This is a genomic window from Halococcus salifodinae DSM 8989, from assembly GCF_000336935.1.
Lineage (GTDB): Archaea > Halobacteriota > Halobacteria > Halobacteriales > Halococcaceae > Halococcus > Halococcus salifodinae.
This window is the reverse complement of record NZ_AOME01000057.1, coordinates 1-24,362: the sequence shown is the minus strand read 5'-3', so window position 1 is coordinate 24,362 and position 24,362 is coordinate 1. Positions and strand designations below refer to the sequence as shown.

The 24,362-nt window shown below is 58.0% G+C and carries 12 protein-coding genes and 3 pseudogenes; 8 read left to right on the top strand and 7 right to left on the bottom strand.

Annotated elements, in window-relative coordinates; translation table 11 throughout:
* The 4 genes and pseudogenes from C450_RS23505 to C450_RS11465 form a co-directional block, all read left to right on the top strand.
* A pseudogene (locus C450_RS23505) lies at positions 1–339 on the top strand (hypothetical protein); the annotation flags it as partial.
* Positions 340–799: 460 nt separating this feature from the next.
* Positions 800–1,240 carry a nucleotidyltransferase domain-containing protein gene (locus C450_RS22945; protein WP_241430386.1) on the top strand — a complete coding sequence of 147 codons (441 nt, stop codon included), beginning with the start codon at positions 800–802 and terminating at the stop codon, positions 1,238–1,240.
* 106 nt (positions 1,241–1,346) lie between these two features.
* Entirely contained in the window at positions 1,347–5,234 is a 3,888-nt protein-coding gene (locus C450_RS11470) for a hypothetical protein (RefSeq protein ID WP_152424482.1), read from the top strand.
* Positions 5,235–6,437: 1,203 nt separating this feature from the next.
* A complete protein-coding gene (locus tag C450_RS11465) occupies positions 6,438–7,811 on the top strand; it encodes a UDP-N-acetyl glucosamine 2-epimerase (RefSeq protein ID WP_005043580.1) in 1,374 nt (457 codons plus the stop codon).
* Positions 7,812–8,071: 260 nt separating this feature from the next.
* Here the strand turns inward: C450_RS11465 and C450_RS11460 are convergent, their stop codons facing one another.
* Positions 8,072–9,055, bottom strand: coding sequence for an NAD-dependent epimerase/dehydratase family protein (locus tag C450_RS11460; RefSeq protein WP_049910140.1), 984 nt, complete (start codon positions 9,053–9,055; stop codon positions 8,072–8,074).
* 104 nt (positions 9,056–9,159) lie between these two features.
* On the opposite strand from C450_RS11460, the gene C450_RS11455 reads away from it, so the two are divergent.
* Positions 9,160–10,281, top strand: coding sequence for a glycosyltransferase family 4 protein (locus tag C450_RS11455; RefSeq protein WP_005043578.1), 1,122 nt, complete (start codon positions 9,160–9,162; stop codon positions 10,279–10,281).
* Positions 10,282–10,344: 63 nt separating this feature from the next.
* Here C450_RS11455 and C450_RS11450 read toward each other — a convergent pair whose 3' ends face one another.
* The 4 genes from C450_RS11450 to C450_RS11435 all read right to left on the bottom strand — a co-directional run bounded on the left by C450_RS11450 (position 10,345) and on the right by C450_RS11435 (position 18,115).
* Positions 10,345–13,848, bottom strand: coding sequence for a S8 family serine peptidase (locus C450_RS11450; RefSeq protein WP_449271552.1), 3,504 nt, complete (start codon positions 13,846–13,848; stop codon positions 10,345–10,347).
* A 600-nt stretch (positions 13,849–14,448) separates the two neighbouring features.
* Positions 14,449–15,387: a hypothetical protein gene (locus C450_RS11445; RefSeq protein ID WP_241430381.1), complete on the bottom strand. Its 939-nt coding sequence runs from the start codon at positions 15,385–15,387 to the stop codon at positions 14,449–14,451.
* Between the two features lie 62 nt (positions 15,388–15,449).
* Entirely contained in the window at positions 15,450–16,919 is a 1,470-nt protein-coding gene (locus C450_RS11440) for a sulfatase (protein WP_049910137.1), read from the bottom strand.
* A 44-nt stretch (positions 16,920–16,963) separates the two neighbouring features.
* Entirely contained in the window at positions 16,964–18,115 is a 1,152-nt protein-coding gene (locus C450_RS11435) for a glycosyltransferase (protein WP_005043572.1), read from the bottom strand.
* A gap of 106 nt (positions 18,116–18,221) precedes the next feature.
* On the opposite strand from C450_RS11435, the gene C450_RS11430 reads away from it, so the two are divergent.
* On the top strand, positions 18,222–19,544 hold the full coding sequence (locus C450_RS11430; protein ID WP_049910135.1) for an O-antigen ligase family protein: 1,323 nt from the start codon (positions 18,222–18,224) through the stop codon (positions 19,542–19,544).
* 20 nt (positions 19,545–19,564) lie between these two features.
* Complete coding sequence (locus tag C450_RS11425) at positions 19,565–20,803, top strand: O-antigen ligase family protein (RefSeq protein ID WP_005043570.1); 1,239 nt, start codon at positions 19,565–19,567, stop codon at positions 20,801–20,803.
* A 320-nt stretch (positions 20,804–21,123) separates the two neighbouring features.
* Here C450_RS11425 and C450_RS11420 read toward each other — a convergent pair whose 3' ends face one another.
* On the bottom strand, positions 21,124–22,614 hold the full coding sequence (locus C450_RS11420) for a hypothetical protein (RefSeq protein ID WP_005043569.1): 1,491 nt from the start codon (positions 22,612–22,614) through the stop codon (positions 21,124–21,126).
* Positions 22,615–22,844: 230 nt separating this feature from the next.
* Between C450_RS11420 and C450_RS11415 the strand changes: the two are divergent.
* Positions 22,845–23,356: pseudogene (locus C450_RS11415) on the top strand (winged helix-turn-helix domain-containing protein); the annotation flags it as partial.
* A gap of 169 nt (positions 23,357–23,525) precedes the next feature.
* Here the strand turns inward: C450_RS11415 and C450_RS11410 are convergent.
* A pseudogene (locus tag C450_RS11410) lies at positions 23,526–24,362 on the bottom strand (transposase); the annotation flags it as partial.

Genomic DNA, 24,362 nt, shown 5'->3' with positions numbered 1-24,362 from the left:
TGTGGCGAACGCGACGAGACAGTCCGCCACAAGGACACGCTAACGTGTCCGTGTGGCTTCGACGGCCACGCGGACCTCGCGGCGTCATGGACGTTTCTGCATCGACAACTAGACGATTCACAAGTCGGGCTGATGGCACAGCCTGCACGCCTCAAGTGGAACGACCACGACTGGTCAGAGTCGCCATACTCTTGTTCCAACGAGGTTCGTGCGAACCCGCAAGTTGCCTTCGTNGCACGCCTCAAGTGGAACGACCACGACTGGTCAGAGTCGCCATACTCTTGTTCCAACGAGGTTCGTGCGAACCCGCAAGTTGCCTTCGTAGCCGAGTCGGGTTAAACCGTACTCCCCGCCGAAGGAATCTCGCCCCTTCAGGGGCGGGAGGATGTCAATGCTCCCGGGTGGGTTGAGCGGTAGGCCATTTCCGTGTCTGTGCAACTGCAGTTCGACGCTTCAACCATTGCCATTCTGATGGGGGCTCCACTCTTGTAGCGCGGGTCAAATACATATAAAGTTTTAATACTTCCATTACATCAGACGTTATATGGAACACCAACTGAAACGAGAGGGAGGAACTGGTGTCACGATATCTCTCCAGATACCGGCTCACGATGCTGGGTTGTACAAGAGCAAAGCAACCGATGATATTCTCCTTCTCTTATCCCGACACCGGTTCGATGCGTTCACGATTGGTGAGCTAGCGACTCGGACCGGGAATACCAAGCCGACCGTCGGACGAGCGGTTGACAGTCTCAGAGCCAACGAGTTGGTCGTCGAGGATGCCGATGGCAATCGACGCTTGGTCCAGATCAACCGCGAGCGCCTCTCGATCCCGAGCGATCCATTTCTTCGCATCCCGCAATCGGAGTTTCACCAACCGGTAAAGACAGCCGTCGATGAACTCGAAGGGACGTTGGAGAATCTCCTTGGAATCATCCTTTATGGAAGTGTCGCACGTGGAAACGCCGACCGTCGAAGTGACATTGATCTCTGGGTGCTCGTCAGTGAGGATCGGGCAGCGAATCAGCGAGCGGTCAACAATCTCATCCTAGATCTCGAAGAACAGGAGTTCGAGCAGGGTCGATACGCTTACGACATCGACGTCGAGGACGCAGCGTCGATCCCACAGTACGCAGACGACATCCGCGAGATCGTTCTCTCGGGCATCCCTCTCCACAAGCCACCGCAGTTCGAGACGATCGAGACATTGTTGATGAACGAGGCAGATGCAAATGAGTGACTCCGATTGAGAAATTCGGGAGCACATCTTCCGAGGCTACATCCACATCGAGAGACCCAGGGGTGTTGTAAGAAGACTAAAGCTCACCGTCGATCCTCCTTCTATGATGGCGGGAGCCGAAGACGAACCCGCAGACGGTGGGCATGACGGCGATCGATCCGGGTCCCGATCGTACATCGCCGTTCGACCGAGTGATGACCCGCTGTCGACCGAGTCGATCCGGAGTCCGTTCGAACGCCTGCATCGAATGGGATCGACGCGGACCACGGGCTCGTGGGTGCAGCGCCTCACTGGGAGGTCGCCAACCCCACCGACGATCGAGTGCCTCCTGATTTCGCCCGCCGACGTCCCCACGATCGAGTACTACTTCGGGCTCGATACCGAGCACGATCCCGACGGGCTCGAACGCGCGCTGCGGAGTCTCTTTCCCGACACCTACGAATTCGATCGGACGACGCTCGACCTCACATGCGCCTGTGGCCCCGCGGTGCGGGGGCGTGCGGACGACCACCGAGAGCCTGCGGACGAGCAGCCGTTCGGCGAGGCGAAAGCGACCCCCGAAGTGAGGGCGGATGGCGAGCGAGGACCAGGTGACACGGGCGGGGTCACTGATGAGACAGGCGCAGTCGATACACCGGGGAGAGTCGACGAGGAATGCTTCGTTGCGGGAGTCGAGTATCACGGTGTCACTGAGCGTCGCAACGACTGGCAGACACAGCTGACACCCTTCAACCGGTTTCACTCGACTGGCGGCGACCACGTCCCTCTCACGGCAGTCGTCGAGACGATGGCCGACACGTCCGTCGGGATGGTCTATCAGGTGCTCTTGCGACCCAAACCCGACTGGACCGCCGCCGCCACGGTTCGCCACCACCGGTTGGAACAGGGCCACGACACCCGCGGGGCGCGTATCGGCGACGCGCTGCTGGAGGCGATCGTTCCACAGGCCGCCGACGAACACACGGAACACACAGCATACGCACCCGACGAACCAACCCCCATTCGAAGCGAACGCACGCGGCTCGACGAACTCGACGCGAAGCAAACCCGTCGATCGTTCGATCTCAACGTCCGTGCGGCCGCTCTGACCTGCGAGAACCCCGACGCCGCCACTCGTGTGGCCGATGACCTCGCCACGGTGTTCAGCGCCGTCGGGCGCACTACCTACGACCTCGACGGCGTGGTGCGGACCGACGAGGCCCTCCACGCGGGAACCCTCCCACCCGGCCATCGCGTGTTTCGGGCGATCAGCGAGCGAACGTTCCGACCACCGAATTACGAACGCCTCGGGACACACCTTCCCTGGAAGACGAACACGAGCCAGGGGATCGTGGCCGACGTCCGGGAAGCACCCAACTTCTGTGTGCTCGGTGGGCCGGCACTGACCGCGACCGGCACGCGGGCGGTCGCCGCGACGCCGGGCGAGCGAACCGCCCTGCCACGCCCGCCCGACGAACAGCTTGACGCGTACCGCGGTGTGGGGCTCACCCTTGGCGACGCTCGGACGCACGACGACGTGACCACGGACGAACTGGTCGTGCTGCCGCCGTCGCTCCAGCGCTTGCATGTGGGGTGGTTCGGCAAGACCGGGTCGGGAAAATCCACGAGCGTGATCACGGCGATCCTCGACAATCACGCTGCCACATCTGGCGCGGACCTCTTGATCGATCCCAAGGGCGACGGAATGGCGATCGAGTATCTCCGCTCGCATTACGCTCGCTTCGAGTCGCTGGATGACGTGTACTACTTCGACTGTGGAAGCGTCCTTCCCGCGTTCTCGTTTTTCGATATCCGTGACGAACTCGCTGCGGGCGTTCCCCGGACGACCGCCGTCGAGGACGTCATCGATCACTACATCGAGATCCTCATGCAGATCATGGGCCGGGAGCGCTTCGAGCAGGCGGTGCGGTCGCCGGACGTGATCCGATACCTCCTCAAGGCGCAGTTCGACCCCGTCCACGGGAGCGATGCGTTTTCACACCGCCAACTCCACGAATCCGCTCGCCGGATGCACGAACGCCAGACCGTGCCGGCAGTGAGCGATCCCGACCTCGAACGGATGCTGGGTGGCGTCGTTGCAAACCATCAGCGCTCGTTCGACGAGATCATGCAGGGGGTCGCTAATCGTCTCGAGAAGATCCCCGTCGACGGCCGCCTTGCCAGCGTCTTCAACCACGTGCCGGACTCGAACTCGCATTCGCACCCACGTTCCGATTCGACCTCGGAGCTGGATCTAGACCTGGATCGGGATCCGGACCCGAACGTGAATCCAATCTCGGATTCGGATTCAGGGGGTGACGATCCGGTTTTCGATCTCGCGGCGCTGCTCGACGAGGACGTCGTCGTCATCCTCGATATGGGCGAACTCCGGTCGGAAGCCCAGCGCGTCCTGACGTTGGTGGTGCTCTCGAACCTCTGGACAGCCCTTAGACGGCGCAGCCGACGCGCGTCCACTGACGCTGACCATCCGCTGGTGAACCTCTACCTTGAAGAGGCGGCGAGCGTCGCCGTCTCCGATCTCCTCGGCGACTTGCTTGCCCAGTCCCGCGGCTTCGATTGCTCGATCACGCTCTCGATGCAGTTTCCGGCCCAACTCCGGCAGGCTGACGAGCGTGCGTACGACGAACTCCTCAACAACATCTCGACGTTCGTCACGGGAAACGTTCCGGTCGACCGGCGACTCGCGCGACGTCTAGCCACCGACGACATGGGTCCGGATGCGGTTGGCAATCGGCTACGAGCGCTGCGACGCGGCCAGTGGTTGGTGCGGCTCCCGGCTGCCTTCGATGAGCCTGAACCACGACCGTTTCTCGTTGGTTCCGCCCCACCTCCGTCCGGACACCCGGCCAGCGAGCAACCGCTTGCCAATCAGAAGCGATGGGCGTTCGAGGACGCGCGGATCGACATGCAAGCATGGACGCGGTCGGCATACGGTCTATCGTTCGAACCGCCACGCGCTGCTGCTCCGACCGAAGCTGGAGCGGTTGACGGAGCCGAATCGGAGCCGACGGATGAAACCGCTGACGTCCAACTGGCGCGCGTAGACACCGCGCTCCCACTCACGAAGCGCCTGCCCGCGTGTGTCGAATATGACCCCACGATTCACGCCCTTCGGTGTATCGACTGTGACAACCGATACGATCCGAGTGCTGATGGGATGAAACGAGCAATCGACTGCTGTCACGACCTCAGCGCCGTCGACCGTAACGATGTGCCGGTCTGCGATATCAACCTCAAACTCACTCCCGAGGAACGGAGCGCTTCGGAGTGGTCTGACCGACAGCTCTGCTTCCTCCAAGTGGTGTACAACGCCCAGCAGCTCCGGTATGACCCTGAACTCGAGTACGATCTACTGTGGGACAGTATGCTTCGCCTTCAAGAGTACGTCGGTATCGAGAGCGAGGCGATCGAGGGTCTCCTCGATGCCGATCTCCTGCGTCACGACACCGACCACCCTCATCGGCTGTTCACCGTGACGGTGGCCGGACGAAAGGTGCTCGGAGAGAGCTACCGCCAGGGTGTCGACTACGGCCACGGGCAGGGCGACCTTGAGGAGTCGAGCCAACATGTCTTCGCCGTCGAGGTTGCCCGGCAGTATCTCGAGGCCGAATACGTGCGTGATCCCGAATCACCCGTCGTCGAGGTCCTTCCCTACTACGACATCGACGACAAGCGCCGCCTCGACCTCGCGGGTCTCGATGAAAACGACGAGATCGTCGTCACGGTCGAGGCGGAGCGCATCAATCACGATGTCCATACGGCCGTCCCCGATGACTTCGATAAGATGGCTGCGTGTGACCCTGAAGAAGCGATTTGGGTCGTGATGACGCGTGATGGTGGCCATGACGTGCTTGACGTACTCAACGATCCACCCGAGGGCGAGCCGCGGATCGAGAAGGCCTACAGCGAGAACACGCCGCCCCAGCAGTTTCGTATCGAGACACCCGGCCTGACCGCCATCTATCCTGTCGAATTCCTTCGTGAGTTGCTATAGGGTTCTAGTGAACTTCTCATAGGCTCCCTGTGTCGGTGGCTGTGGCCGTTGTCGATTGTCGAAGGTTCTTCTCTGGAAACTACGGTAGACCCCTATAGATAACGAAGTGTAGCCAGCCGCTTGGAACTGTTCTGTGAGTGCGAAGTTTGAGGCGAAATCCGTCTGTGGACCTTGGGTGTTCGATTGGAGGAACTGATCAGCATGATGTTCCAATGGCACATTTTACACTTCACGTTCACACACGGATCCACCAGCCGACATGGTCCGAGCGTTTCTCTACTGGTCGCTTAGCGACTGTCCTTGCTTTCACAATCGGCCTCAAACACCGCAAGAAGTACTGATGCGGGTGAATCGAACCCCAGTGTGAAAATCCGTTTGGGCATGGGGTGCTCACTTGAGGAGGTACTATCGATCATCATAGCTAAACCTGAAATGGCTGTTAGATGGTAGCTGAGGTGTTTAGAAGGCTGTTTAGTCATCGTCACCTATCCACCAGTCAGTGCACGCAACCGCTTGGCGATCACCGATAGCACTCACACACTGCACACCAAACGAAAACCGCCAGACGGCAACCGTGTGTGAAAATTGGTTGGCTCAAGTCGCTTCGCTCGAACGATACCATTGTCGAGTTGCTCTTCACTCAAGACGCTGTGAAGCGCTTCTCAAGCACTCTAAGACCGGTTGGTCGATCATCTATTGGATCACTTTTTTTGCGCGGTAGCGGTGATTCGGTTCACACTCGTATTCACGAGTAGCACATCGTCTACCTTGCGGGCGAAAACACCGATTGTGAAACGATCAGCAACGGATGAGAACGCACGAACCAATCTCTGCGTGTCGCTCACCAAGTCAAGACGACTGTGACTTGTGTGTCAGGAGTTCACCTATGCGGAACAACGCGGATGCCCTTTTTCAAGGAGTGACTGAACAAAGTAAGGGAGCGAGTAGGGAGGAGCGCGTCGAAATCTTGGAAGCCGATCGGCCGACAAGTTTCGCGGTGACGGCCGAGTGACTCCTGAATATATAAAAGGTTCTTCGTTTGTGAGTATGCCGATGGAGGTCAAGCGAACCGTCCCGGTCAAGCTCGATGTACCGGACGGGCGGCGCGATGATCTCCTCTAAAACGAGCGTGTCATGTCCAGCACACGATCGGATACCGCATATCAACACTTACCATTTCACGGCGAGCGCAACTGAATCAAGATGGACGACATCACGGTCTACGACGACCGACTCGCCAAACAGATGACGGCCAGTGACTTCGTGCTGGCGGTCGTGACCGCAACCAAACCTGATTTCTATAAGCAAGCCCCGGTCGTCATGGCTGCGCGTCGTCGTGGTTTCCCGTGTTTCGTGTTGCACACTGGTCAGCACCACGACGATCTCCTCGGCCACGGTCTCGCCGAGTACGACATTGATGACAGCGTCGCTGTCGACCTCGGCATCCGTGGCGGCCTCTCACAGAAGACTGCGGAGCTGATGACGCGGATCGAGTCGGTTGCCGGCCACCTTGAGGAGGAGTATCCGGACACGATCGTCTTACCGCTTGTCCATGGTGACACGCTTGCTGCTGGTATCGTCCCGCAAGCGTGGATGTTCGCGACGAACCAGCGGACTGCTCACAACGAGGCCGGTCTGCGGGGAATGTCGCCGTCGTTTGACAACCAACCGGAGCCGGCGGCTTTCATCGACGACCAGTGGGAGGGCGAGTGGTCACTCAACCGTACCGAACCGTTTCCCGAACAGTACGATACGTTCGTCGGTTCCGCGGCTTCACTCTATCATTTCGCGCCAACACAACTGAACCGCGAGCATCTCGTCCGCGAGGGGTATCCGAAGGAAGTCGACGGTGTCGATCGTATCCCAGTGGTCGGCAATTCCGTGGTCGACGCGATCGAGATGAAAGCAGCCGCAAATCTCGACGAATCGGTGTTCGACGTGTATCCCATACTGGAGGCTCGTGATGACTGGATCCGTGTCGACATCCATCGGCGAGCAAATTTGTTGCCGGACCGATTCCGTGCTATCATTGATTGTGTTGTCCGTCTCGTTGAAGCCGGTTACAACGTCAATTTCGTCGAACTCACTGCGACACAGACAGCACTCGAAAACTACGGGCTCCGTGACCGTCTCCTAGGTCTCGCTGACGAGCACGAGAACTTCCTTTTCACCGGTCTTTGGAAGAAACACGCCCACGTCTACGAATTCCTCCGTTCGGGCCAGTGTTTCGCCGAACTCACCGACTCCGGGAGCATGCAAGAAGAACTGAACCACATCGACGAAACGTTCTGTCTCACGGCGCGATACAACACTGATCGCCCGGAAACGGTGTTCGATGCTCGGACGAATCTCCTCGTGCCACCGGCCAGTGGCGAAGCGATGTACGAGATGGTTGAACATGTGTACGAGACTGATTCGGTACGGAACCAGTTGTCCGATGGAAAGGCCATCTACGGCGAGAACGTCGGCGATGCGATCATCGACTTCCTCCAGGATCGACAGGAGGAGGAACCGTTCGAGTGGGCTCACGAGCGACTGGGATTCGAAGGTGGCGAGCAGGATTTCGCGTATCTTTGACTTCCTCCCGTCTCTGAATCGGCAAAATTCCGTCGGTATAGTGGGCGCGAGCTGGCCCAAGACGGGCAGTGAGGTCAGGAGCCGCTGGGCGAACTGGGGCTGGCTACCACGGTTGAACGACAATCTCAGCAGTACCAAGAATACTCGCGATGAGATATCGAAGCTCGGTTCTGAGCCTCAGAGCTGCGATCTCTTACTCTAACTGACCAAAATGACTGGAATATCGGTTGAGTAGCGACAGGGGGTGTGTAGTAAACGATTCAGGATGAACGGACAAGCGGCTCATACCATTCGCGATTTTCTTGGTACCATCCAATAAACTTCCGGACACCGCTACGGATGTCCTCCGTGGGTTCGTATCCGATTACATCGTTCGCCTTCGTTACATCTGCATGTGTGTGTTCAGCATCACCGGCTTGGCGTTCGCCATACTCGATGTCGAGGTCGGGGGCGATCTCGTCCCGGATGACCTCGGCGAGCGTCGCGATAGAGACATTATCTGTGCTCCCGATGTTCAACACTTCGCCGTCGGCGGCGTCGGTCTCAAGCAGCTTCGTGTTCGCTCGGACAATATCGTCGGCATAGGTAAAATCGCGTGTCTGCGTACCATCGCCGTAGACAATCGGCGGTTCATCGTTCATGCAACGGGAAACAAAGTTACTGATCGCCATGTTCGGCCGCATCCGTGGACCGTAAACGGTGAAGTATCGGAGCGCGACGGTCGGGAGATCGTAGAGATCGCCGTATACCCGGACGTAGTTCTCGGCGGCGAGTTTTGAGACGCCGTAGGGACTGATCGGAGTCGTCGGATGGTCTTCCTCGTAAGGGAGACTGGTTGGCTTGCCGTAGACTGACGAGGAGCTCGCGAAAACGATCCGCTCAACGGGTGATTCGCGGGCCGCATCGAGCACGTTCAGCGTTCCTTCGACGTTAATATCGTTCACCCGCCGGGGATTCTCAACGCTAGTTCGCACGCCGGCCTGTGCAGCTTGATGGAAGACGTATTCGGCATCGTCGACGAGGTCGTCGACGAGGTCGGCATCACGAATGTCACCTTCGACGAGTTCGTAGCTCCCTGTACCCTCTTCGGCGGCTTCGCGAGCACACTCGACGTTTCGACGTTTGATGTCCACGTCGTAGTACGAATTGAGGTTGTCGAGCGTGACGACGTCGTAGCCGTCGCGGATGAACGCCTCGGCGAGATGGCCGCCGATAAATCCTGCACCGCCGGTGACGAGTATCATTGCCTGAAGGAGTCGGACGAATGGGTAAAACGTACCGGAATCGTCCGCGTCGACACGATTCCGCATCGAACCGCTTTTGGACTGTCTGATTGCAGGGTCGGTAGATGCGAATCCTGCGAATCGCCCAGAAGACCTATCCGGAGGTCATTGGCGGGGGGACCTATCACGTTCACGCGATGAGCCGAGACCAGGCCGCAATGGGCCACGACGTGACTGTGCTCACGATCGGTGACGGAAGCCGCTCGCGCCGCGAAGAGCGCGCCGGCTACACCGTAGTTCGGCGACCGGCGACTGCCGAAGCGCTCGGCAACAGCCTTTCGGTGGGGGTCGCCCGTTTCCTCCGGAAAGCCGACGAGTTCGACGTGATGCACGCCCATTCACATCTCTATTTTTCCACTAACCTTGCGGCACTCAAACGACGGCTCGATTCGATTCCACTCGCGATCACGAACCACGGTCTCTACTCACAGTCGGCCCCTGAATGGGTCTTTCACTGGTATCTCCGCACGCTTGGGCGTGCGACCTTCGACAGCGCCGATGCGGTGTTCTGTTACACCGAGACCGACGCCAGCCGGCTCCGCGAGTTCGGCGTTGGGACCGACATCCACGTGGTGGCGAACGGCATCGATACCGACCGTTTCTCGCCCGACGGCGACGAAAGCGACCGCATCGCGGGCGATCCCGCAGTGCTGTTCGTCGGTCGGCTGGTCGAGGGCAAGCGACCGGGCGATGCGCTGTCGGCGATCGAGCAGGTTCGGGAGACCCATCCCGAAGCACGGCTTCACTTCGCCGGCAAGGGACCGCTGCGGGCGGATCTCGAACGCCGCGTCGCCGAACGCGGACTCGACGATGCAGTGGCATTCCTCGGCGAGGTGCCCCACAAGGAAATGTCGGAGCTGTACCGCGGGGCCGATCTCTTCGTTCTCCCGAGCCGTGCTGAAGGGTTGCCGCGGACGGTGCTGGAAGCGCTCTCGTCGGGAACACCGGCCGTCACGAGCAATCTCGCGCAGTTGGTTCCGATGATCGAAGAGGCGGGTATCACCGTTCCCGTTGGAGACTCGGAGGGGTTCGCCGACGCGCTCAGCGAGCTGGCCTCGTCTCCGGAGCGTCGCAGGAGGTGTGGCGAGCGCGGGCGAAAGCTGGTTGTCGCCGAGCATGCCTGGAGCGACACGGTAGCACGGACGACGGCCCAACTGGACGCGCTCAGCGGAAACGGCCACCGGTGAGCCGCTCGGATCGGTCGGCGGTCAGCGGTTTCGAACTAACGGGACCAGCCGTCTGAAGCCGGATTAATCGTCACCGACGACTTGTTCGGTAACGTTCGATTCCGCCATCGTCGCGCCGCTGGCGGTCGCGTACGAATCGATCGCTTCCCGATAGGCGCTGTACGCGTTGACCTGCTGTCCGTTGTGGGTGACTGTCCCGGTGCCACGCACCCCGTTGAAGACTGCCCAGTCGGTTTCCTTGTCTTCGTTGAACCAACACCACATGTCGACGCCCTGATTCTCGAAGTACGCGAGTGCGTCCCGAATCCATTCGTCTTTGCGCTGTGGGTCGTAGCCGCCACTCACCTTCGAGGAAGAGGCGAACTCCGCGACACAGATCGGTTTGTTTCCGAGACCCGACAGCTGATCGAGCATCCCGCCGTAGATGCTGTCCGGCGAGTCCCAGCTCGACCAGCTTTGGCTTCTTCCCCAGTTGTAGCCGTCGACACCCTGCCAGTCGACGTATCCGTTGCCCGGATACAGTTGCTCGGCCGTGTAGGAGCCGACGTCCTCGGCGTTTACGCACCACATCCACTGGAGGTCGTTGCCGATACCCTGTCGGTCGAACTGATCGTGGACGTGTCGCCACATCCTGACGTAGCTCTGCGGTGCGGAGTCGCCGACGGTCGGCGACCATGGATACCAGTCGCCGTTCATCTCGTGGGCGAGTCGGAGATACGCCTGTCGGCCGCTTGACTTCGAGAGGGCGTTTTGTAGTCGACTTGCCCAGCGGTCGATGTAGCCGTCGTAGTCGCCGTCGCCGATACGGACTTCGATGTCGTCCGGCGTGGTGTCGGCGAGACTTTCGATGTAGGCGTCGTACTCGTTGCGCTCGACGAGCGACTGGGTATCGACCGATGCGGTCCGTGCGCCGGGCGTGTACGGTTCCCACGTGATCAGCGGCGTCCGGCCAGCGTTCCAGATCTGTGGGAGGATTCGATCGAACAGCCAGTTCATATGCCCCTCGTCGGGGTTCCAGGGGACGAACAGGTTCTGGACATCGTAGCCAGTGTTCTGCCACGTTTCCATCCGATCGATGGTGTCGAAGTTGGCATCGCTGAGGCCGTTGTGGACGCCGATGGCTGGTGAATCACCGTTGATCACAGTGCCATTGAGATAGACTGTGGCATCGCCGTTCACACTGATGTTGCGCAACTCTCCAGAAAAGGTGTAGCTGTCAGTACCACCGCCACCACCTTGACCAGTCGCTGTGTTGTCCGAGATGGTGTCGTTGTCGTCGATCGTCGCGCCCCTCGCAGTGCTCTTTTCGAGGTTGGCGTCAACTGTAAACTCGTACGAGAAGCGACCGCCGTTGCTGTCAAAACTCAATACATGCTTGGGACCTGTTCTCAACAATTCCTCATTGAGATACACATCAACAGCGCCGTCTAGACTAATGTCCGTGAGTTCGCCAGAGAAAGCGTAGATATCCCGTCCGCTTCCGACACCACCTGCAGCACGTGATCCATCGATGTTGTCCGCACCATTGATAGCCTTGTAGCCGACGAGGTTTCCGTCGACCGAAAACTCGTAGTCGGTGTANGCACGTGATCCATCGATGTTGTCCGCACCATTGATAGCCTTGTAGCCGACGAGGTTTCCGTCGACCGAAAACTCGTAGTCGGTGTACGGTCCCTGTCCGTCGAGCTCCAGAACGTTCGGCAGCAGCTCCGCGACGGTGACTGCCTCGCCGTCGAGATAGATGTCGGCGGGACCATCTACACTAATGTCGGTGATTTCTCCTGAGAAAGCATACACGTCCCGCCCGCCTCCAACGCTACCGCTCGCGTTCGGTCCGCTAATCGAGTCCGGGCCGTTGATGGCCTTGTGTTCAGCAAGATCGCCACTAACCGAGAAGATGTACTCGGTCAGCGGACCTGTCCCGTCGATTTTCAGTGTGTGATCGGGACTCACATCGATAACGTCGCCATTGAGATAGACATCAATGGGACCATCTATGCTGATATCAGTGAGGTCGCCGGAGAAAGCGTAGATATCCCGTCCGCTTCCGACACCACCAGCAGCACGTGATCCATCGATGTTGTCCGCACCATTGATAGCCTTGTAGCCGACGAGGTTTCCGTCGACCGAAAACTCGTAGTCGGTGTANGCACGTGATCCATCGATGTTGTCCGCACCATTGATAGCCTTGTAGCCGACGAGGTTTCCGTCGACCGAAAACTCGTAGTCGGTGTACGGACCCCGTCCGTCGAACTTCAGGACGTTCGGCAGCAGCTCCGCGACGGTGACTGCCTCCCCGTTGAGGTAAACATCGATAGGACCATCAAGAGCGATATCAGTGATCTCACCCGAGAAAGCGTACACGTCCCGGCCACTTCCGACGCCGCCAGCAGCATGGCCGCGTTCGGGATCAATGTCGTCCGCGCTGTTGATACCCTTGTAGCCGACGAGGTTTCCGTCGACCGAAAACTCGTAGTCGGTGTACGGTCCCCGTCCGTCGAACTTCAGGACGTTCGGCAGCAGCTCCGCAACGGTGACTGCCTCCCCGTCGAGATAGATGTCGGCGGGACCATCCACACTGATGTCGGTGATCTCTCCCGAGAAAGCATATACGTCCCGCCCGCCCCCGACGTTGCCGCTCGCCTGCAAGCCATCAATGACATCCGCGCCATTGATTGCTTTGTGGCCGGTGAGGTCACCGCTAACCGTGAAATCATACTCGGTTAGCGGGCCTCTCCCATCGATTTTCAGCGTGTGCGAGAGCGAGCGTGCTGTGGCCAGCGCATCGACCCGACCGGCCCCCTGCTTCTCCTCGGATAGACCGGTATCAACCGCAGTATCCTTCAGATGAGAACGCACTTGCTCGTTCGAGAGCTTTTGCTGTGAGAGCACTAGTGCCGCGACACCCGACACGACCGGTGCTGCCATCGAGGTACCCGAAATTGAGTTATAACCATCGTCAGTCCACGTCGAAAGCAAATTTGTTCCCGGAGCGGCAAGTTCGATTTCGGGACCCCGACTCGAATAGGATGCGAGGTTGCCATCGGGGTCGAGCGCCGAGACAGCTATGCATTCGTCGTAAGCAGCTGGATAGTTGACCGAACCGCTATTATTGCCCGCCGCGGCGACGAGCAACACGCCCTCCTCGTTGGCGTAGGAGACTGCCTTCTGTAGTGTCTCGGTGAATCCGCCACCGAGCGAGAGGTTGATGATGTCCGCACCGTTGTCCGCGGCCCATTGGATGCCGTCGGCGATGTCGGCGGTGGACCCAGATCCGGTCTCGTCGAGCGCACGAACGCTGAGCAGTGTCGCGTTGCTGATGCCCGCAACGCCGGTGTCGTTGTTCGTCCCGGCGGCCGCGATGCCGGCGACGTGCGTGCCGTGCTGTTCTTCCGAAAGCGAATTGGGATAGGGGTCATCGTCGTCATCGACGAAATCTCGCGCGCGATCGCTCGCAACGGTGGCTTCGAGGTCGGGATGGTCGTCTTTGATGCCTTGGTCGACGACTGCAATCGTCACCTCGCCGTCCCCGTAGGTGGTGTCCCACGCGGCCGGCGTGTTCACCATCTCCGGGGCGTACTGGTCGCCGAAGCGCGGGTCGTTCGGGACGGCGAGCGTCTCATAAATGGCATTTGGTTCGGCGTACTCGACGCCCCGACGGGAGGCGACGGTGCTGGCGACGCTGGCCGCTGTACTTGCTGAGTTGCGCTCGGGCAACTCGGCCCTGACGTAGCCGAGCGTGTCGTTCTCGCCGACGATTCGTGCCTCGGACGGGAGCGCCCGCTGGGCGGTTTGGCGAGCATTTGCCGATGGGGCGATGCCGACGAGCAGTTCGTTTCGCTTTCCATCTGACTGCTGAGCGGCTGCAGTTTCCGCTGTCCCGGAGAGAACTCCGACCGTACCTGCAACCTTCAAAAACTGTCGCCTACTGAACGGCGGCTCCTCAGACATACTTCAGCCAGATACCTATACGTAATAAATCTTTGTATTATCAAAATATGTGAATTGGGGTCGATGGCATGTTATCGAATGCTATTGTGATTGGTGAATACCCGATCTTATTTTCGTCTAATACTGTCGGCATCTAAATTCGTAAGACACACTACATCTGGCACCTCCTACAAGAGTTAAACAAGAGCCGGCTATCGCTCAACCGTTGATTTTATATTATGCTCGATATCCGAGGTCCCTGAGGTTTTGTTCGACCTGCTCGAAATCGACTTCATCCGTTCCCATGGATGGTTGTTCTGCAACGATCTTCTTTCGGTCGCCGTTCTCATAGATATGCCATGGAACGTTCACCAGATGCTCGTCATAGACGCCCTCTGGATGACCGTACGTCCGTATCGGTATCGGCTGCTCGCGATCGTTGAGTAACTCGCCATGGTCAGCGGTGACGACAGTCTTTCCGACGAGATCGTTTAGTAGTGGTTCGACTTCCGCGAGTACGAGTTCCAAGTTCTCGCGGTAGGCTTGTATTACATCCCTGTAGCTCGCGTCAGTCTGTCGTATAGTATCCTGCATGCCTGTGCTGAACTCGAATCGTTCGCCCGTAGGCCCAAGATATGGCTGGTGTGGTTGCATGAAGTGGACGAGAAGCCGTTTTTCAGGGTACTTCTCTGCGGCATCGCGCGCGGCGGCAGCAACTGTTTCCGGGCGCGAGGTTAGTCCACCCATCGCATCGCGCTCGACGAACTCGAAAGCATGAACGTCCGTGCGGATATCGTCTTTGAGTTTTGCATACCAGCCATTGGCCGAGATATAGACGACATCGTGGAGCGTCTTTTCGGTGAAATTGCCCCGAATAAACTCAGGGCTGGTGCTTCCACGCGAGATGCGGCTTTCGGTTCGTCCGGGAAGCATCGAGCGTTGCTCGAACTCGTCATATCGGCAGGCATCGAGGATGATGAGGTTGTCCCAATCTTCCGCAAAAACATCGATTCCCTCTGGATTATAGCGCTGGCCGGCTCGGAGGTGATTGTATAGTTGATTTACTTTCGACACCACCTGTCGTGGGTTCTCTATTCCGCGTCGAATATCAGTGAGCGTGAATCGACGCCCTGTCGCTGTCTGCTTTACTATATCGAATAGACTCACGTCAGTCACCTGTTTTGCGGGCGTACTGCATCGCTCATAAACCTCCCGAGTCGTCTCGCAGCCGCGTTGAACTACTGAAGATAGCCAAGGTCTTCGAGCCGTGCCTCCGTCGCATCGGTCATCGAAACGTCGCCGGTCGCTTCGGCATGGTCGAACGATGCCAGCCAGTCGTCGAGACAGTCGTCGAGCGCTGCAACGCGGTCGGCGTTCTCGGCCGCAAGATCTGTCTGCTCCACGGGTTCGTCTGCGAGATGATAGAGTTCGTGCGAGCCGTCCGAGCCTCGAATCAGTTTCCAATCATCGGTACGGATCGCGCGCAGCGAGCGGTCGTAGCGACGTACTTCAGCCGGGAGATTCCCCACACGCTGTTCGAGCGCGTCCATCGAGGGCTGTGGGGCCATGTATTCGGCGATGGCGCACTCGCGGGGTTCCGTCTCCGCCGCTGGATGGAACGACTGGCCCTGCGATTCCTCGCGTAGCTCTGGCGCATCGATGCCGGCCGCATCGAGGAGCGTCGGTGCGAGGTCCGTGAGTTGGACGAGATCCTCGTTCTGGCCCGTCCCGAACCCCTCGCCATGGACGACCAGCGGGACATGGAGTAAGGTATCGTAGAGGTTGTATTGGTGATCCATCATGCCGTGGTCGCCAATGTTCTCGCCGTGGTCGCTCGTCACGACGAACACTGTGTCCTCGAACTCGCCGGCGGTTTCGAGATGCTCTCTGAGTTCACCGATGCGTCGGTCGAGATAGGCGATTTCCGCACGGTAGAGCGCGTGGAGAATGTCCAACTCCCGGTCAGTGAGGTCAACCTCGCCCGCGATGTATCCCCACGCGTCCTGTGGTACCTCCATTGCCTCATCGTAGGTGACGCCGTTTGGCAGAAACTCCTCGGCGAAGGACTTCGGTGGGCGGTATTCGAGGTGGGGTTCGAGGTAGTTGATGAAGCAGAAAAACGGCTCGTCACGGGTTCGGTCGGTGAGCCAGTCCCCAATCCACTCGTTGGTTCGTTGGGCACCGTCGTCGGTACGCTTGCGAAGGAACTTCCCGTACAGGGCGTTTGCGACGTTGACGATCGGGTTGCCCTCGGTTAGACGGTTGGCGAGCGCGCGGACGGTGGCACGGCCCTCGGTCGTGCGGGCAATCTCGCCGAGGTCGGTGTCGGTCTGGACGTATTGCCACGTCTTATAGACGGTTTCGAACCCGCGTGCGAACCCAAACTCCTCGGAAATCCACGTGTTGTTCGTGACGGCGACCGTCTCGTATCCGTTCGTTCGGAATGCCTCGGCGAGGGTTGGGAGGTCATCGTCAAGATGCTTGTGACCCCCGTGCGCACCGTGTTTCGAGGGGTACGTGCCGGTGAACAGCGATGCGTGGGATGGAAGCGTCCACGGCGACCCCGCGAACGCCTGCGTGTACTCGGTGCCGTCCTCGGCGAGTCGGTCGATAGCAGAGAGAGACATATCTCGGTAATCGGAGCGGACGGTCTCTCTGGCACGTGCGGTATCCATCACCACGACCACAACATTTGGATGGGAAACCATCGATTGGATGGTCGAAAGTCGAGTGCGTTGGGCTAAATACGTTTTCAGTCGTGTCGGGCGGTCATCGGTGGGTTCACATCGCTACACAGCTCGCCGTAGAGTTCGTGGTACGAGGCAACCGTTTTTCGAATGTCGAAGGTGGCTGCGGCACGCTCGTAGCCGTTCGTTCCGTATAATTTGTCGGTTCGCAGAACACGCATCATCGCATCGGCCAGCTGGTCAGGGGCGTTCGGGGGGACTAGTAGCCCTGTTTTGCCCTCGGTAACGATTTCGCGCAGGCCAGGTACGGCGGTGGCGACGACGGGGAGTTCTGCCGCCATCGCTTCCAGTCCCGCGATTCCCAGTCCCTCCACCGTCGAAGATGTCACGAAGGCGTCGGCAAGAGCGTAGTATTCATGAATATCAGTGGGTGACACGCGCCCCGTGACTGTGATGTTCGCCGAGAGACCGCGGTCGCTCGCTGCCGCCCTGAGGTCGTCTTCAAGGTCGCCCCAACCGATGATGAACAGCCGCGCGTCGGGGTGGGTGTCAACGACGCGGGTCATCGCGGTGACGAGATCGGCTTGGGATTTCGCTGGCACGTACCGCCCAACAGTCAAGAATGTCGGCTCGTCGTCGACTCCGTATTGCGATTCGAGAGCGGTGGTGTCGGCGGTCCTGACCCGCTCGTTGAAGCCAGCGACGTCAACACCGTTGTAGATAGTACACCACTGGTCGGGTTGGCCTGGCTCGTACTGGCGGGCGGAGCCGGTAAAGGAGCGTTCGACGCCTTCGGAGATGGCGATGGTCTTCGTATCAAGTGGGCGTGTCAAGCGTTCGAGCGTGCCGGTCAGTGGATGGTAGTGCTCCGCAATGCTGTGTTGCGTGCTGACTATCGTTTCGATGCCGCCAAGCCGTCCGAAGATACGGCCAAGCGTCTGTGAATACGGAAGATGCGTATGGAGAATGTCGTACTCCTCACGTCGGAAGAAACGGGCCATTCGGGAGAGCGCTCGCGGGTCGAATTTGAACGCCCCACCGAAGTCTAGTACTCGTGCCCCTGCGTCTTCGAAGTCCACCGAAAGCGTATCCTCGCCCTCGACGAAACAGACGGTGTAGTCGATATCGGTGTCGGCGTCGGTGTTTGCAACGATATCGAGCAACAGCGTCGGTGCGCCGCCCGGCGCAAGTTGATTGATGAGGAAACAAACGTCCATCAGATAGGATATAATTGATCGGTCCAATATTCAATGTTGTGAAAGTCAATCGTACTGAGTTATCGGCCGACAAAACGAAATAGAGATTGCATCCACTACCTATGGAATGGTTACCGAAACAATCATGCGGACAGAGATTGCGCTCTCAGCCATGGACAAACCGCTTGCTGCGTTCTATCTTCTTCTCGGAAGTTGTATATTCGGTCTCTCGATATTCGTCTCTCGGTTCGTCGGAAATCTCATTATTCTCGTCTCGTACGTCGTTTTCGTTGTGTCAGCTGTTGTGACGACCGCCCCTGTCCATGACACCCGCAACCGTCGGTTGCCCGACATTCCGTTTCGATACGAGCCAGTAATCCTCTTATCCGCCACCGTTCTCTGGGGTGTGTTTTTCCTCGGTCTGATACTCAACCCCTCTCCAAGTTCCGTGCTCCGGACGGGTGCGTTCATCGTTCTCTCCGCGATTACACTCTTCGTCATCCCGGCGGTCGTCACACGTGAGCAAGCCTTCACAGCTATCGGCATCGTCGGGGCAGTATGCGTACTATTCAGTCTCCCATCAGCGTTACTGGGCGAGTTTTCCGTCTTAAGCTGGACGATTGACCGCGTATCTGCAACATATGTTTTCATTTTAGACACACATGTCCGTTCGCCAACGTTCATTTTCGACCAGCAAAATTATTTCCGCGTGCTCGTCGCCATGGGAACCGTTGCAGCAGCCGGCGTAGCCACACAGACCCGCTCGTCACGAATGGCCATCGTCGCAGCGCTAAACCTCATTGGCGTCTATCTCACGCTTGGGCGTGCGGCACGGCTCGCCGTCGTGGTTGCAGCCGTACTCGTGTTCGCATACTACCTCGCCGGTCGGACCGCTCTCGCGGGCGTAACGATTGCCGGGACGGGGGCCACCGTGATTGCTTTCGCCATCGCATTCGGCGTCCTTCCCGGACCGACGGAGCCGCTCCGTGCAGTGCTTGGCGACCGGCCCGGATACTGGGTGGCGTCGTTTCGAACGTTTGCTGCGCGACCATTCTTTGGGTGGGGTCTCCTCGATACAGGAACCGCAATCGGCAACCGTTACTCCGGTCCCTTCACTGGCGTCCACAACAGCTATCTCCGACTGTTCGTTATCGGTGGCATCGTCGGCGGGGTAACTTACCTCGTACTGTGTGGGTCTGCACTCGTGGCAGCGCTCCGACGTATTCGAGAACGCACACCGCTCGCACTAACGACGTTTTGCCTCGTCGTCATGGCACTCTTTTTTCAGCTGTTCGACGGTGCGACGATCTTTGGCACCAATCTGTCGTCAGTGCTTTGGGCGCTCATTATTGGCTACGCACAATCGCCGCTGCTCGATACCGAGCCACTACGGTCAATCGGTAGATATTACAAGGCCCACGAACCACCATCTCTTGATTGTGAAACGTGAATCGTAATGTAGTCTTCTTTATGGGGATTATCTTCGCTACATCGCTTTCTTCATCCCCATTGCTCTCAACAGTTATCGGCTACGCGCTCGTGGCCATTGCGTATGCACTACTGGCGTTGCTATTCATCATCAGGGACGAGGTAGTTATCTTCGTCTATCGTCCCATCATCTACCCGCTAGCCGCTGTCTGGGCACTCTTTGCTATCAGTTTCATCGCCAATATCGGCCGGAGTTCGGTGTTGCGTCTGGCTGCATTCACTCTCTTGACAGCTGTCAACGTGCTCATTTTGCCAGCCGTCATCGACCGTCGGGTAGCCTATCGCGCAGTCTCTCGGTCTGGGGCCGCTCTAACTCTCGTGGGGCTGCCGGTTGTTCTCGTAGGAGGAATTGCTGTCGGTCCAGTCACCCTTGAACCGTGGACTGGACCCCAGACCTTCGCCACGTTCACCTACTACATCCCGCGATCTGTCTTCACGACGCCAAACAACCTCGCCGTGCTTGCGGTGTTCGGGGCCATCACTGCCGGCACGGAATGGGTGCATGACCGGACACCGATAGCTGCTGGACTCATAGTCATAAATGTGTTTGGTGTGCTCATCACGGAGAGCCGTTCCGGGCTGCTCGTCTTGGGTACGGCAGCCGGTCTCGCTGCCGCCTACTACGTCTTTGACTTTCATGGGCTAGTGGTGGCCTCAATCGGCGGACTTGTCGTGTTCATCGGTGGTTTGTTGGCGATTCAAGCAACACCCTCTTCGAGCTTACCAACCACGATCGCACTCAACGGCCGCGGTGCCATCTGGTCGGCGACAGCCGAAGCCATTTCCCACCGTCCACTCCTTGGGTGGGGACTTGGGATGGACAGACTCGTCATCGACCGCTGGTTCGAAGGACCCTCGTACTTCGGCGAGGCAGGCACACATAACAGCTACCTTCGAGTGTTCCTGATCGGTGGCGTGGGTGCGGGAGCTGCGTATCTCGTGGTATGTGTGACTGCACTGGTGGCGGCACTACGCCAGGCTGCCGGGAGTTTCCCTCCTCAAAACCATAGAGTCATCGATGTCTGTCTGGTAATCCTTGTGATCGGACTTTTGATTATACAGACCTTCTCCGGCGCGACGCTGTTCGGAATGAGTGTGATCTCGACGCTCGGTGCAATCTTTGTCGGCTACGCACAACCCTTGACGTCACGATATTCGGTACAATTGTCCGAACTGTTGAATAAGACCATGCAACGGATTCACGGTGTTCTCGACAGTTGACGCAGTTCACTGCAGACACGGGCACACCGGTAGCGATGCTCCCTCATCGTCGGTCCAATCGAGACTCGCGACCTGTTTTTTGATGCTATCGCTCATGACATTTTTAAACTTCTATAGCGTGTCATAGAATGGTTGGCATGGTTTTCGCGTACCGATCGAGAGGTCTGCTACCACTGACTCTGAAATGAGGCAATATTAGCTGCTTATCAGACACCGATTCTCGGGTTGCTGGTGAGGTGTACGAAGAGTTCTATGACACCCTGCTACGCAAATGGTAGTGACGGTGGTTCACCGGCTTAGGTGCTTGACCTCATGGACCACTAGGATCGTGCCTGCTTGTAGCGGCTTTTCGCTCGATACAAACGTGGATCGTCATTTATGATACGTCTGAGTTTGTTTTTGAGCGTTCCGCGCCAGGTACTCTTAGAATCGGGATTTACCGGATGCGACAGCAATTCTGGGCGTGTCATCTCTACTATATCTTCAAAGAATGTGTAATCTGGACCTTTACGTTCATTTCGTGGAATCGAGAGTCCTGAGAGCAAGAGATTATAGTTGTTGAATGGCGCAAATTGGTGCGACGCGATGTCATTCTCGTAGGTATGCCGAGAGCCCCAGTTACCCATACGCTGCTCCCAATAAAACAGATCGAAGATGTTGATGTCACAGCGTTCGGCATACGGTTCGGCACTCTTGAGCCACTCCGCAAACTCTGAGTGGGCAAAATCAGACTGAGGATAGCCATATAAATCTGCCAAAAGGTGAGGAGAAGCCTCTAATAACGGTGGCGAATAAAAAACACGTAGTATTTCAGCTACTCTGCCAACAACTGCGGCCGAGGTCTGTCGGTTAGCGTTATAGTAGCGGTGTTGGACGTGCCGCATCTTCGTTGGGAATCGCGGATTGTAGTAGCTATCCTGCATTGCCGTGACGAATTCCTCGGTTAGCTCCCGGGGCTGGATGATTTGATAATCCACATCAAGCTGATCGGTGATGGCAAACGGGATTCGAACATCAGGATGATTGAGTCCGACTTTCGTAGCAAACGTGTAAAAAAGAACCTGATCCTCAATAGCATCCGCGGCAGCCAGTAGTATCCGCGAATCCCACCCGGCTGTCAGCGGGAAGCGAACGTCATCGTAGCGTTCGGCAATCGCTATGAGACACCCGCTGAGAGAGTCAATAAGCCCCTCCATGACTGCCTGTCTGTCGGATGGCTGGGGTGGATATAGCGGCCGGCGTTGAGCTGACCCCTCGTTGGCATCGAGATAGTGGTTAGGTAACAGCCGAGAGAGTCGTTGGTCTACAGTTTGCGTGCCCGGCCACGCTGCATCATTCTCCAAAAACAAATCTGAGTTTACAAACGATTTGACGGCCGGATCCATGATCTGTTCTATCCCAAGTAGTTCGTGAAAGAGCTTCGGCGAGGACGTGATTGTAGTCGCGTTTTCCGTAAACAATACGCGGCGCAGACACGTTGCATCCGGCACAACGACTATCTGGCTGGCTTGTTCTGCGATGATTATGTACCGACCAGAATATTGCTGTAAAATCTCAAAAATAGACTCGTGTTCTGGTCGTTTCATCACCTGACGGATGATTTCCTCGTTCGTTTTGGATGGGTCGTGTGGATCAAAAATTTCACCTAGGAGAGCAACTGTTTCGGACCTACTCTGAACGACGACGACCGAGAGGTTCTTTGAAGCGTGAATCGTGAATCCGGCTACCGACCCGTATGTGATGAACGAATCCGGTAAACCATCCGGCAACGTCGAATCGGTGAGTAGATACTGGTTATTAAACGGCGGCATGGAATTACTGTGTAAAAGGAGAGATATAGTTCTATCGGCAGAGTATGAATGCCTCGTAACGTCCCGTAGTCCATGATCAGCCGACAGCACTGACTTATGAGGATTCTACCAAGTCTCTATTACTTCTTTAGCAGTTGAATCGGCATCGCCATCTTTGCTGATGACGGTCGAGAGGGCATGACTGATACTGATGGCTGAATCTTTTTCAGGATTGAGCACGTCGATTCGGTATGGCTGGTCCTGAGAACGTTTCTACCGACGACCTCCGCCAGGTCTTGGCGGAAGTCGAGAGAAAGAAGCCCGCACAGCGGCTCATGGTGGCGATTAACTACCTCGAAGCTGACGACCTCACTCAGAAAGAAGTCGCCGAACGCTACGGATACACCGGCGGATGGCTCTCACGATGGCTTGATCGGCTCGAACGGCTCGCCGATGAGCCGTTCGAGCAGGTTGTTACGACGAACCACGATCAGGTAGACCAACCGAGCTTTCTGACGCGGAGCATGAGCGGTTCGTCGAGGCTCTTCACGAATCACCCGAAGAAGTCGGTATTGACGCGCCCGCGTGGTCTGTCCCGCTCGCAAGTAAGTACCTCTCCGAAGAGTTCGACGCCGACCACTGCGACCGTCACGTCCGGCGGTTGATGACCGAGGTCGGGCTGTCGTGGAAGACAGCCCAGCCGGAGTACTACAAATCCGACGAGCGTCCACAGGAGGCGTTCCAAGAGAGCCTGTCCAAGAAACACCGACAGGGAAATCAGATTCGACAGGCGCTGAGTTCGCATGACGTAGACCTTATCTGAGCGTGTCATAGAATCCGTCTCATGCCGTGAGCATCTCGCGGCCAGGGTTGTCTCCTCGTTCGTCGTTGGTGATTGCGACGACCACTCNGAGCGTGTCATAGAATCCGTCTCATGCCGTGAGCATCTCGCGGCCAGGGTTGTCTCCTCGTTCGTCGTTGGTGATTGCGACGACCACTCGGAGGCACAACGCAAGGAACACCTGCGCCCGTGCGTGGACGCGGCCTCGGGCGCGGACGGGCCCGAGGCCGCAGTTCTTGACTGCATCATTGGTCCGTTCGACCTGTGTCCGGCGGTTGTACGTCTCGTCTAAGACCGACCGTTTGAGCTGAACGTCCTCGCTGTGGTTTTCGATACGATTTTCGACTCTGTACTCGATATCGAGCGGATCGTCCGTGTTTCGCGGGTTATACGGCGCGATTGGCACGACCCCTGTATCCAGCAGGTGGTCGTGCCACTCCAGCGTGTCGTACGCACTGTCGCCGATCATCCAGACCGGTACTTCGACGGCGAGCGCGTCACGCGTGACNGCCACTCCAGCGTGTCGTACGCACTGTCGCCGATCATCCAGACCGGTACTTCGACGGCGAGCGCGTCACGCGTGACGCGCATCGCCGTCTCTTCTGGCGCTTGTTTTGCTGGTGTGAACTCCGCTGCGATGGGTACCTTCGCGCCCGATGAGACGATCGTACAGCCGAAGCCGTAGTAGTGCTCTTCAGCGGTTGAGTCGTAGTTCCACGTGGCGTCGACGTTCCACGGAATCGCTTCAACGTGAGTCGAATCGATTCGGTACGTAGAGTCGAGCAGGCCCCGAACGGCGGCCTGCTCGACGAGGTGCTCGAAGACATCGTCAACAACGTGTTCGAGATCGGTGAGGAAGCGATCGACCGCGTCTCTCGACGGCGGTCGATCGAAGCCACAGCTGAGCCAGACCAGTGTCTTCTGGAGT

Bases quoted from the DNA above. Each gene is read 5' to 3' on its own strand.
- C450_RS11470 (WP_152424482.1), top strand. From the start codon at position 1,347: ATGGCGGGAGCCGAAGACGAACCCGCAGACGGTGGGCATGACGGCGAT.
- C450_RS11465 (WP_005043580.1), top strand. From the start codon at position 6,438: ATGGACGACATCACGGTCTACGACGACCGACTCGCCAAACAGATGACG.
- C450_RS11460 (WP_049910140.1), bottom strand. From the start codon at position 9,055: ATGATACTCGTCACCGGCGGTGCAGGATTTATCGGCGGCCATCTCGCC.
- C450_RS11455 (WP_005043578.1), top strand. From the start codon at position 9,160: ATGCGAATCCTGCGAATCGCCCAGAAGACCTATCCGGAGGTCATTGGC.
- C450_RS11440 (WP_049910137.1), bottom strand. From the start codon at position 16,919: ATGGTTTCCCATCCAAATGTTGTGGTCGTGGTGATGGATACCGCACGT.
- C450_RS11435 (WP_005043572.1), bottom strand. From the start codon at position 18,115: ATGGACGTTTGTTTCCTCATCAATCAACTTGCGCCGGGCGGCGCACCG.
- C450_RS11430 (WP_049910135.1), top strand. From the start codon at position 18,222: ATGGTTACCGAAACAATCATGCGGACAGAGATTGCGCTCTCAGCCATG.
- C450_RS11425 (WP_005043570.1), top strand. From the start codon at position 19,565: ATGGGGATTATCTTCGCTACATCGCTTTCTTCATCCCCATTGCTCTCA.
- C450_RS11420 (WP_005043569.1), bottom strand. From the start codon at position 22,614: ATGCCGCCGTTTAATAACCAGTATCTACTCACCGATTCGACGTTGCCG.